Genomic DNA, 11,993 nt, shown 5'->3' on the forward strand with positions numbered 1-11,993 from the left:
AGCCTTTCTTGATTGAAAGGCTTTTTTATGTTTTTGCTTGATCTTAAAAGAGTTTAATCATTTATAAGGTTTTTAATTGGCCACGGAAATCTTCAATACTTTCATAGCCTTTTTCTGCCATAATGGCTTTTAATTCATTGGTAATTCGTTCAAAAACACTAATCCCTTCTTGATGAAGAGCAGTTCCAATTTGAACCATGCTGGCACCACAAAGGATGTGTTCAAAAGCATCACGTCCAGTCTTAACACCACCGGTTCCAATGATTTTGATAGAAGGATTAAGACGTTTATAAAAGGCATGGACATTAGCTAGGGCAGTGGGTTTGATATAGTCCCCACCAATGCCACCAAAACCATCTTTTGGTTTGATGACAACCGATTCATCATTGATAACCAAGCCATTTCCGATAGAATTAACACAGTTAACAAAAACGAGAGGGTATTGATTAAAAATGTTAGCTGCTTGATCAAAGTGAACAATGTCAAAATAAGGAGGCAATTTGACACCGAGTGGTTTAGTGTAATAAGAGAAGACTCCTGACAAAAGTTTTTCAGTGGCTTCAAAATCGTAAGCTATTTGAGGTTTTCCTGGAACATTTGGACAAGAAAGATTAAGTTCTACTAACCCTTGATAGTCGCTAGCTTGTACTTTTTTTAAAATAAGATGTGTTTCATCAGGAGATAAACCAACTAATGAAAGAAAATGAGGTTTGCTGTCAGGATTTTTTTCCAGTTCAGTGACATAGGCTAAATAATAATCAATACCAAGATTTGGTAGGCCCATTGAATTAATGGAACCCAAGTCGGTATCAAAGTAACGCGGTTCAGGATTCCCAGCACGCTCATTCAAAGTTCCTGTCTTTGTTACAAATGAACCAGCGATAGATGCATCAATTTCAGCAAGTTCTTCTTTAGTGTAGCAGTGAATACCAGCGGCATTCATCAAACAGTTTGAAAAGTGAAAGTTTCCAACAGTAGTAGCAGTAGATGTCATAATAACCTCCAAATTGATTTTTACTATTGTACCACGTGAGAAGAAATGTAGGCAAGTGTAAATAGTGTTTTCAAGTTTTTTCTTTCTTTTAGTAGATTTTTTCACAAATTTTTTGTAAAATAGAAAAGGTAAATTAATGACAATCGTCAAAATTAAAAGGAGAACGTTAAATGGCAAAATTAGTATTTGCACGTCATGGTGAATCACTATGGAACAAGGCTAACCTCTTTACAGGTTGGGCAGATGTAGACCTTTCTGAAAAAGGTGTTGAACAAGCAATTGAAGCTGGTAAATTAATCAAAGAAGCTGGTATTGAATTTGATATCGCTTTTACTTCAGTGCTTAAACGTGCTATCAAAACAACTAACTTGGCACTTGAAAGTGCTGATCAATTATGGTTACCTGTTGAAAAATCATGGCGCTTAAATGAACGTCACTATGGTGGCTTAACTGGTAAAAATAAAGCTGAAGCAGCAGAAGAATTTGGTGATGAACAAGTTCATATCTGGCGTCGTTCATACGATACACTACCACCATTAATGTCTAGAGATGATGAACATTCAGCACATACTGATCGTCGTTATGCATTGCTAGATGACAGTGTTATTCCAGATGCTGAAAACTTAAAAGTGACTTTAGAACGTGCGTTACCATTCTGGGAAGATAAAATTGCACCAGCCCTTAAAGAAGGTAAAAATGTCTTTGTAGCGGCGCATGGTAACTCCATTCGTGCACTAGTGAAACACATCAAACAATTATCAGATGATGAAATCATGGGTGTCGAAATTCCTAACTTCCCTCCACTTGTTTTCGAATTTGATGAAAAACTTAATGTTCAAAATGAATATTATCTTGGAAAATAAATAATTTGAATAAAAATCAAGGAGTATCATAGGTGCTCCTTTTTTATAATAGAAAAAAATTGTTTAAAAATGTTTATCTAAATGTTATGTTTTAAGGGAATTTCAGAAAAACTAAGAAAATAAAAAAATCAAATAAAATAAAGCAGATATCCTTGTATATTACAAAAATTAATGATATATTTGTATATGGAATATCCTCTATAAAAAATGAAAGGAAGTAGATATGTATTCTAAAATAAAAACATTTCTAAAGTCGTCTATAATCGCACTAATTGCCGTTATAGGTGTCTTTACTGTTTCAGCAAATACTGTTGAAGCAAAAGAACTAAACGATGTCGTTACAGATATTATCATCTGGGATGTCTCAAACGGAAGGGAGGCCTCGAAAAAAGGGACAGGCGAGTATGTGCTTGTTAAAGATTCAAGTTATCGTTTCACAACTGACTTTGATCTTTCAGCATATAATAACAATTTAGCTGATGGAGATTTCTTTAACTTTGATATTCCAGCTCCATTTAATATCAAACCAAGTACTTTTGATATCACTGACCCTGAAACGGGTATTGCTATCGGTACTGCCGAAGTTACTCCTGCTGGTGCGGCTCAAGGTGGAACTGTTAAAATTACTCTTAAAAATTTACAACAATATAAGGATAAAAAACAGACCACTGAGATTCTTAACGTTAAGGGAACTTTTTTTGTTCAGTTTAATATGACTGAGGTGTTGGCGACAACAACAAAAACATTTGAACATATCAAAGATGTGGGAACAAAAGATATTGTTCTCTCCGTTATTCCAAAATCAACTTCTGATAATACTGGAGTGTTGGGAATTGAAAATTATGCCAAATATAGTGGTGTCTTGACTGAACGACCATACAATTCTGCTATTTTAGGTAAATCTGGTACTTATCAACATCCTTGGCGTATTCGTCTTAATGCTTCAGGAAAAAATTATAACGAATTAAAAATTACTGACACTGTAGATGATTCTGGAGCTCCAATGCAGTTTATCCCAGAACTTTTAGTGGTTACTGCGGGTGATGGAATTAATCAAGGTTATCAATTAACAAATCCACAAACGTTAGTAGAAGGTACTGATTATACTATTACTTATAATCCAGCTTATACTAAATATGAAATTAATATTATCAATCCAGGAACAAGACGTTACATGATTGACTATGCAACAACAGCACCAGCGGACGGTTCAATTGTTGCTAATACTGTTAAAGTTACTTCTGATCAAGGTGATGTCACTGTTAGAGATAATTCAACTGCAACTTCAACAACAGTTGAACGTAATAGTCGTGTAACAACTGGTGGAACTATTAGTATTGAAACTGGTAATCGTATCACTATTTATAAAACTGATGAAGACACAGGTAAAGCTTTACCAGGTGCAATTTTCAAAATTACTAAACCAGACAAAACTGAGATAACATTAGACCCAACTGATGCTGAAAACGGACGTGTGCAATCGCCAGTCTTTACTGAAGCAGAAGTTAAAGCTGGTAAGTTTACCATTACTGAGGTGACTGCTCCAGATGGTTACAATATTTCTACTGAACCAATTGAAGTTAGTGTTTCTAATAAAGGTGCCATTCGTACAATTACTAATAAGAAAAAAGAACCACTACCTGTAAGCATTTCTATTGAAGCAACAAAAGCTTTAACAGGACGTGATTTAGCGGCTGATGAGTTTGAATTTGAACTTAAAGACGAAAAAGGAACTGTTCTAGCAACTGCTAAAAATACTGCAGATGGTAATATTGTTTTTGCCGATGTAGCATTTACAAAAGAAGGAACTTACAACTATACTATCGAAGAAAAAGCTGGTGACTTAGGCGGTGTGACATATGACACAACTCCAAAGGCAATAACTATTGAGGTTACTAAAGAAGCTGCTGACCCAGGTACTGATCCTAAGTATGATGGTAAATTAGTAGCAACTGTTACTTCTGAAAAACAAACTTTCAATAATACTTATGCATCAAAACCAGCTCTTGTTACTATTTCGGTAGATAAAAAATTAGTTGGCCGTGATCTTAAAGAAGGTGAGTTCACTTTTGAATTGAAAGAAGCTGGCGCAGTCATTAATACAGCTAAAAATAAAGCTGACGGCACAGTAACCTTTGATGAACAAACATTTAACAAAGTTGGAGTCTTTAACTATACTGTTAGTGAAGTTAAAGGTGATGAAAAAGGAATGACTTATGATGAAACAGAATTCCCTATCACTGTTACTGTTACTGATAATGGCAAAGGCCAATTGGAAGCAACTGTAACTCCAACAGAAAAAATTACTTTTAATAATAGTTACAAAGAACCTGTTTACAAACTAGGAAACTATGTTTGGATTGATGCTAATAAAGACGGTAACCAAGACGCTGGTGAAACACCAGTAGCAGATGTTAAAGTTGTTCTTACAAAAGCTGATGGTTCAACTGAAGAAACCAAAACAAATGCAGATGGTTACTATGAGTTCCCTAACTTACCAAATGGTGACTATAAAGTTGACTTCACTGTTCCAGAAGGTTACGAAGTAACACCTGTGACAGATGATGCTGATCAAGTTGATGGAAACTCAAATAACCCATCAACAACTGGTACTATCAAAGACGCAGACAACATGACAGTTGACTTAGGTCTTGTTAAGAAAGTCTACAAACTAGGAAACTATGTTTGGATTGACGCAAACAAAGATGGTAACCAAGACGCTGATGAAACACCAGTAGCAGGTGTTAAAGTTGTTCTTACAAAAGAAGACGGTTCAACTGAGGAAACTGTGACTGACGATAAAGGATTCTATGAATTCCCTAACTTAGACAATGGTAACTACAAAGTTGACTTCACTGTTCCAGATGGTTACGAAGTAACACCTGTGACAGATGATGCAGATCAAGTTGATGGAAACTCAAATAACCCATCAACAACTGGTACTATCAAAGACGCAGACAACATGACAGTTGACTTAGGTCTTGTTAAGAAAGTCTACAAACTAGGAAACTATGTTTGGATTGACGCAAACAAAGATGGTAACCAAGATGATAATGAAATACCAGTAGCAGGTGTTAAAGTTGTTCTTACAAAAGAAGACGGTTCAACTGAGGAAACTGTGACTGACGATAAAGGATTCTATGAATTCCCTAACTTAGACAATGGTAACTACAAAGTTGACTTCACTGTTCCAGACGGTTACGAAGTAACACCTGTGACAGATGATGCGGACCACGTTGATGGAAACTCAAATAACCCATCAACAACTGGTACTATCAAAGACGCAGACAACATGACAGTTGACTTAGGTCTTGTTAAGAAAGTAGATCCAACAACAACGACTACTACAACAACAACGACTACTACAACTACTACTGAAGAACCAACAACGTCAACTACTACGACAACAACGACAACTTCAGAAGAGCCAACTACAACAACTGTTAGTGGTTCAACTGAAGAACCAACAACAACGACAACTGAGCCAACAACGACTACAACAGAGGCTCCAACAACCACTACTGAAGAGCCAACAACGACTACAACAGAGGCTCCAACAACCACAACTGAAGAACCAACAACGACTACAACAGAGGCTCCAACAACCACTACTGAAGAACCAACAACAACGACAACAGAGGTTCCAACAACTACTAGTGAAGAGCTAACAACAACTACTAAGAAAGAAACACCTAAGAAAGATACTCTTCCAAAAACTGGTGACAATAGTGTTCTTGAAACAACACTCGTAGTCTTTGGTATGATGATTCTTTCAGGATTTGGCTTCTATGTCTATAGAAAACAAACCAACTAATGATAGCTAGAAAATGACATTCATTTTCTATCAGTAATCATTAAAACACTCTAGTACATAATACTAGAGTGTTTTTTTCTTTCTCTAAAATTTTCTATAAGATTGTGAATAATGTTGTTATCTTTGAATAATATTGCTATAATAGAAGTAATTTTAATTATTAAGTGAGGACATTATGGAAACCCCAGAAATAATATTAGAGAAGACTATTACTATCGGCGCACATAAAATTCATAAAACATTTCTGCAAAAAGCTATCCTTGCTTTTATAGGAGGGGCAATGATTAGTTTGGGCTATCTCTTATATGTGAGAGTTGCAGCTAGTGGTATGGATAATCTTGGTGCTTTTGCTGGATTTGTTGGTGCCAGTGTTTTTCCGATTGGACTTATCGTTATTCTTTTGGCTGGTGGTGAGTTAATTACTGGCAATATGATGGCTGTTTCTGCTGCTTTTATTGCTAAAAAAATTTCCATCAAGGACCTTCTAAACAATTGGTTAATCATTACTCTTTTTAATATTCTTGGTGCTATTTTTGTGGCTTATGTTTTTGGTCATCTTGTTGGTTTAACCACTTCGGGCCATTATCAAAAAGAAGTGATAGAAGTTGCGCACGCTAAACTATCAGCCAATCCTTTTCAAGCTTTCTTATCTGGTATTGGTTGTAATTGGTTTGTAGGAATAGCCTTATGGTTGTCCTACGGTGCAAAGGATGGTATGGGTAAAATACTAGGCATTTGGTTTCCAGTCATGACTTTTGTGGCAATTGGTTTTCAACATAGCGTTGCTAATGCTTTTATTATACCAGCTGCTATTTTTGAAGGCGCAGCTGGCTGGGGAGATTTTCTAAACAATTTCACTTTTGTCTACTTAGGAAATATTGTCGGTGGTGCTATATTTGTCTCTTTATTCTACTATCTTGTCTATAGTAAAAAGTCATAAAATTTGATAAAAATTTCTTGTTAATTAATGAAGAAAAAATCTGTCACGAGCAGGTTTTTTTTATTAAATTATGATAAAATAAAAGTCAGAGTTTTAGAAAGTAGAGTATGGTATGGCTGATAATCAACGTCCAACGAGAAAGAATCGAGTTAAAGTAGGAAAAGTAGTTGCTCACCGCATTAACCTACTTTTTTTCATCATTGTTTTTTTATTTACCATTTTGATTTTACGCTTAGCTGATATGCAGTTGATTAATAAGGAGTTTTATACTGCGAAAATCACTGCCTTAACAACTTATAAAGTAACAACTTCTAATCCAAGGGGACAAATTTATGATGCTAAAGGCGTTCCTCTTGCTAAAAATAATATCAATGAAGTGGTTGCTTATACGAGAAATTATACTTCAACAGCTCAAGAAATCAGAGAAACAGCTGAAAAATTATCTAACTACGTTACAATTTCAGATCTTAAAGTATCAGAACGAGATAAGAGAGATTATTATCTCGCTTTGACAGAAAATTACCAAGAAGTTTATGCATCTTTACCAGATGACCAAAAATATGATGATTTTGGAAATAAATTGGCTGAGTCTGTTACCTACAATAATGCAGTAGATGCTGTTTCAGAAGATGATATTGCTTATTCGGATGAAGAATTAAAAGTAGTTTCTCTTTTTTCACAAATGAATGCTACACCAATATTTAACACTTCTTTTTTAAAAACAGACCCCATCTCAGCTAAAGAAATCGCTGTGATAGCAAGTAATCAATCTGATTTACCTGGAGTATCAGTCCAATCAACCTGGGATAGGGTTGTTAATGAGAATTCTTTGTCTGATGTTATTGGTACCATCTCAACAGAACAAACTGGGCTACCAGCAGAAGAGTTAGACGATTATCTCAAAAAAGGCTACTCACTTAATGATCGTGTGGGAACTAGCTACCTTGAAAAATCTTATGAAGATTATCTACAAGGAAAACGAACGACTAGAGAGATTGTTGTTAACAAAAAAGGACAGGTTGTTAGTGATAATATTGAGACACAAGGACAACAAGGTAATAATCTCAAGTTAACTGTTGATTTGAAATTTCAAGAAGGTGTTGAAGATATTCTCAAACGCTATTTTGATTCCGAATTAGCCCAACAAAACACTCAAAATTCAGAAGGTATCTATGCCGTTGTTTTAGATGTTAATACTGGTGGTATTCTCTCAATGGCAGGTTATCAGCATGACATTAAAACAGGTGAAGTCAAAAAAAATGCCTTGGGAACAATTACTGAAGTCTTTACACCGGGGTCTGTTGTCAAAGGGGCAACTATTTCGGCTGGTTTTGAACATCAAGTCATTGCAGGGAATCAAGTCCTTCCTGATCAAGCCATTCAATTGGCCAACTCAGCGCCTATCAAATCTTGGTTTACCACAGCACCACTTCCAATTACTGCTAGTCAAGCTTTAGAGTATTCTTCAAATACTTATATGGTTCAAGTGGCTCTTAAGATGCTTGGTCAAGAATATGTGCCTGGAATGGTTCTGTCTACCGATGGTACTGAGGAAGCTATGACAAAACTACGTGAGTCTTTTGCTCAATATGGCTTAGGAGTTAGTACAGGAATTGATCTTCCCGGAGAATCATTAGGTTTTATCCCGACAGAGTTTGATGTTGCGAATTACTTAACAGAAAGCTTTGGTCAATTTGACAACTACACTCCTATGCAATTAGCCCAATATGCACTAACAGTCGCAAATGGTGGAAATCGTTTGGCTCCTCATCTTGTTGAAGGTATTTATCAGCAAGAAAGTAATGGCGAATCAGGTGATTTAATTGAAAGTATTCAACCAAAGTCTTTAAATACAGTTGCCATCTCTCCTGAAGAAATGGCGATTATCCAAGATGGTTTTTATCAAGTTGTCAACAGTAATTCAACGCTTTCAACTGGTCGTAAAATTGGTCAAGGGGCCAATGTTAGTATTTCAGCAAAAACGGGAACAGCAGAAAGTTATGTGAAAGACAAAGATGGTAAACTTGTGTATACTTCAAACTTAAATGTCGTGGCCTATGCACCAAGTGATAATCCACAAATTGCGATTTCAGTTGTTTTACCGCATGAAACGGATTTATCAGGAACTGTGAGCCATGATATTACTCGTGATATAGTTAATCTTTATCATTCATTGTATCCTATGAATTAGAAAGGATGGTTACCGTGCTCTATCCAACGCCTATCGCTAAGTTGATAGATAGTTTTACAAAATTACCTGGAATTGGTATCAAAACTGCAACACGCCTTGCTTTTTATACCATTTCAATGGCAGACGAGGATGTTAATGAGTTTGCCAAAAATTTACTAGCTGCTAAAAGAGAGCTAAGCTATTGCTCTATTTGTGGCAATTTAACCGATGACGAGATTTGTGATATTTGTAAAGATAAAACCAGAGATCAGTCGATGATTCTAGTCGTTGAAGAAAGTAAAGACATTTCTTCAATGGAAAAAATTCAAGAATATCATGGACTTTATCATGTTTTGCATGGCCTTATTTCTCCCATGAATGGCATAGGACCAGATGACATTAATCTTAAAAGTTTGATTACACGTTTGATGGACAGTCAGGTCAGTGAAGTCATTATTGCTACCAACGCGACTGCAGATGGTGAAGCAACGGCTATGTATTTATCGCGAGTTTTAAAACCAGCTGGTATTAAAGTGACTCGTTTGGCAAGAGGTCTTGCCGTTGGCAGTGATATTGAGTATGCAGACGAAGTAACACTTTTAAGCGCAATTGAAAATCGAACAGAAATTTAGAGGGTGACTAATGAAAAAGGAAACTTTGTTGTTATTATATGGTGGACGTTCAGCTGAAAGAGAAGTCTCAGTATTATCAGCAGAAAGTGTCATGCGAGCTATTGATTATGATCAATTTTTTGTCAAAACATTCTTTATTACACAAGATGGTGACTTTATTAAAACACAAGAATTTGATCAAAAACCTGACGAATCTGAAAAACTGATGACCAATGACAGTATTGTGTTGTCACAAAAAATAAAACCTAGTGATATTTATGAACCAGGTGCGGTTGTTTTTCCAGTTTTACATGGTCCAATGGGTGAGGATGGTTCCATCCAAGGCTTTTTAGAAGTCCTAAGAATGCCTTATGTTGGTACCAATGTTTTATCTTCAAGTGTTGCCATGGATAAAATTACAACCAAGTACGTTTTAAAGGCAGCTAATATTCCTCAAGTTAATTTTCTTTCTGTGATTGAAGGTGAAGTGATTGATGATAAAGTACATCAAATAGAAACGGAATTGAACTATCCAGTTTTTGTAAAACCTGCTAATATGGGGTCAAGTGTTGGGATTTCAAAAGCCGATAATCAAGAAGAATTAAGAGAGGCCCTTTCGTTAGCGTTTAAATATGACAGCCGTATTTTGGTTGAACAAGGGGTTGTTGCTAGAGAAATCGAAGTTGGACTGCTAGGGAACAAAGACGTGAAATCCACCCTACCCGGCGAAGTGGTTAAAGACGTTGCTTTTTATGATTATGATGCTAAATACATAGATAACAAGATTACGATGGCGATTCCAGCCAAACTAGATGACGCTAGCATTACAAAAATGCGTTCCTATGCTGAAACTGCTTTTCGTGCCATTGGAGGTTGTGGCTTATCTCGTTGTGATTTCTTTCTAACAAATGATGGTCATATCTATCTTAATGAATTAAATACTATGCCTGGGTTCACCCAGTGGTCAATGTATCCTCTACTTTGGGAAAATATGGGACTTAGCTATAGTGATTTGATCAAAGAACTTGTTTTGCTTGCTAAAGAGATGTTTGCAAAACGAGAAGACCATCTGATTTAAAATATGCTATAATAAAAGAGCTGATTAGCTCTTTTTTAATAGGAGAAATAAATGAAATTAAAGATACATGAAATTGCCCAAGCTGTAGGGGCAAAAAATGATATTAGTCAATTGAAAGATACCCCAATCAATACTATCGAATTTGATAGTCGTCTCATCAAAGAAGGCGATCTCTTCTTGCCTTTAAAAGGCAATCGTGATGGCCATGACTTTATTCCAGTAGCTTTTGAAAATGGTGCCCTCATAACCTTTAGTGAAAAAGAAGTTGATTACCCACATCTATTGGTTGAAGACACACTTCTTGCTTTTCAAACCCTGGCTAAATATTATCTTGAAAAAATGGCCGTGTCAGTTATTGCTGTAACGGGTTCAAATGGAAAAACGACCACAAAAGATATGATTGCTGCCATTCTTTCGACCACATTTTCTACCTATAAAACGCAAGGAAATTATAATAATGAAATCGGTCTTCCTTACACCATTCTACACATGCCAGATAACACTGAAAAACTGGTGCTTGAGATGGGACAAGATCATCTTGGCGACATTCATTTGCTATCAACAATTGCTAAACCAGACATTAGTGTTGTCACCTTGATTGGAGAAGCCCACCTTGCCTTTTTTGGTAGCCGAAAGAAGATCGCAAAAGGAAAGCTTCAAATTGCTGATGGGATGAAAGAAAAAGGACTCTTACTTGTTCCAAATGATCCAATCCTTGAAGATTTTTTACCAAACAATCAGGAAGTTATCAAATTTGGTCCAGAAACAGACCTCGCAGTTAATAACTTAAAAGAATATAAAGATTACCTCACCTTTTCACTTAATTTTATTGATGGAGAGATTTACTTGCCCGTTACAGGGAAATATAACGCGACAAATGCTATGGTAGCAGCCTATGTTGCATCTAGACTAGGTGTTTCAGATGTAAAAATCAAGTCTGCTTTAAAAAATATTATTCTAACGAAGAATCGAACACAGTGGAAAAAAGCAAAAAATGGAGCTGATATTTTAAGTGATATCTATAATGCCAATCCTACAGCTATGCGACTTATTCTTGAAACTTTCTCTAGTCTTGAGAAGCCAGAAAACAGTAAAAAAATTGTAGTTCTAGCGGATATGAAAGAACTTGGTGAAGCATCAAAATCACTGCATGAGAAAATCATTACCAGTCTTAATCCTGATCAGCTAGATGACGTTTATTTTTATGGTGAAGAAATTTACCCACTTTACCAATTGGCATTGAAAAAATTTCCAGAAGAAAGAGTTGTTTTCTTCAGCAAAAATAACCTAGTAGATGAGATTTCTCAACTGATTGAAAGGGTAAAAGAGCGATTAGAACCTCAAGATCAAATTCTATTAAAAGGTAGCCATTCCATGAATTTAGAAAAACTTATTGAGGCTATTGAGTGAGTAATAGAAATAAAATAATGGTGTCAAACCATTGGTAAATGGACTTTTTCAAGTCTTTTTACCAGTGGTTTTTAATATATTATTATATTGACATTCAAAAGATAAAAAGGTTA

Annotated in this window: 8 protein-coding genes; 7 read left to right on the forward strand and 1 reads right to left on the reverse strand. The window is 35.7% G+C overall.

What is annotated here, in order from left to right; genetic code table 11:
• Window positions 1-61 precede the first annotated feature (61 nt).
• The gene (locus tag JHK62_RS01525; RefSeq protein WP_199574917.1) at window positions 62-994 is read right to left on the reverse strand and encodes a dihydroorotate oxidase; all 933 of its coding nucleotides are present in this window, start codon (window positions 992-994) and stop codon (window positions 62-64) included.
• Between the two features lie 170 nt (window positions 995-1,164).
• Between JHK62_RS01525 and JHK62_RS01530 the strand changes: the two genes are divergently transcribed.
• The 7 genes from JHK62_RS01530 (at window position 1,165) to JHK62_RS01560 (ending at window position 11,880) form a co-directional block, all read left to right on the forward strand.
• Complete coding sequence (locus JHK62_RS01530) at window positions 1,165-1,857, forward strand: phosphoglycerate mutase (protein WP_199574918.1); 693 nt, start codon at window positions 1,165-1,167, stop codon at window positions 1,855-1,857.
• A 223-nt stretch (window positions 1,858-2,080) separates the two neighbouring features.
• Window positions 2,081-5,671, forward strand: a complete 3,591-nt coding sequence (locus JHK62_RS01535) for an SdrD B-like domain-containing protein (RefSeq protein WP_199574919.1) — start codon at window positions 2,081-2,083, stop codon at window positions 5,669-5,671.
• A gap of 175 nt (window positions 5,672-5,846) precedes the next feature.
• Window positions 5,847-6,611 carry a formate/nitrite transporter family protein gene (locus JHK62_RS01540; RefSeq protein ID WP_199574920.1) on the forward strand — a complete coding sequence of 255 codons (765 nt, stop codon included), beginning with the start codon at window positions 5,847-5,849 and terminating at the stop codon, window positions 6,609-6,611.
• 112 nt (window positions 6,612-6,723) lie between these two features.
• Entirely contained in the window at window positions 6,724-8,802 is a 2,079-nt protein-coding gene (pbp2b, locus tag JHK62_RS01545) for a penicillin-binding protein PBP2B (protein WP_199574921.1), read from the forward strand.
• Window positions 8,803-8,816: 14 nt separating this feature from the next.
• A complete protein-coding gene (gene recR, locus JHK62_RS01550) occupies window positions 8,817-9,413 on the forward strand; it encodes a recombination mediator RecR (RefSeq protein WP_199575237.1) in 597 nt (198 codons plus the stop codon).
• A gap of 10 nt (window positions 9,414-9,423) precedes the next feature.
• Complete coding sequence (locus JHK62_RS01555) at window positions 9,424-10,470, forward strand: D-alanine--D-alanine ligase (protein WP_199574922.1); 1,047 nt, start codon at window positions 9,424-9,426, stop codon at window positions 10,468-10,470.
• A gap of 51 nt (window positions 10,471-10,521) precedes the next feature.
• Complete coding sequence (locus JHK62_RS01560) at window positions 10,522-11,880, forward strand: UDP-N-acetylmuramoyl-tripeptide--D-alanyl-D-alanine ligase (protein WP_199574923.1); 1,359 nt, start codon at window positions 10,522-10,524, stop codon at window positions 11,878-11,880.
• Window positions 11,881-11,993: the final 113 nt, after the last annotated feature.

It is taken from the genome of Streptococcus pacificus (genome assembly GCF_016481305.1).
GTDB lineage: Bacteria > Bacillota > Bacilli > Lactobacillales > Streptococcaceae > Streptococcus > Streptococcus pacificus.

Bases quoted from the DNA above. Each gene is read 5' to 3' on its own strand.
- JHK62_RS01525 (WP_199574917.1), bottom strand. From the start codon at position 994: ATGACATCTACTGCTACTACTGTTGGAAACTTTCACTTTTCAAACTGT.
- JHK62_RS01530 (WP_199574918.1), top strand. From the start codon at position 1,165: ATGGCAAAATTAGTATTTGCACGTCATGGTGAATCACTATGGAACAAG.
- JHK62_RS01535 (WP_199574919.1), top strand. From the start codon at position 2,081: ATGTATTCTAAAATAAAAACATTTCTAAAGTCGTCTATAATCGCACTA.
- JHK62_RS01540 (WP_199574920.1), top strand. From the start codon at position 5,847: ATGGAAACCCCAGAAATAATATTAGAGAAGACTATTACTATCGGCGCA.
- pbp2b (WP_199574921.1), top strand. From the start codon at position 6,724: ATGGCTGATAATCAACGTCCAACGAGAAAGAATCGAGTTAAAGTAGGA.
- JHK62_RS01555 (WP_199574922.1), top strand. From the start codon at position 9,424: ATGAAAAAGGAAACTTTGTTGTTATTATATGGTGGACGTTCAGCTGAA.
- JHK62_RS01560 (WP_199574923.1), top strand. From the start codon at position 10,522: ATGAAATTAAAGATACATGAAATTGCCCAAGCTGTAGGGGCAAAAAAT.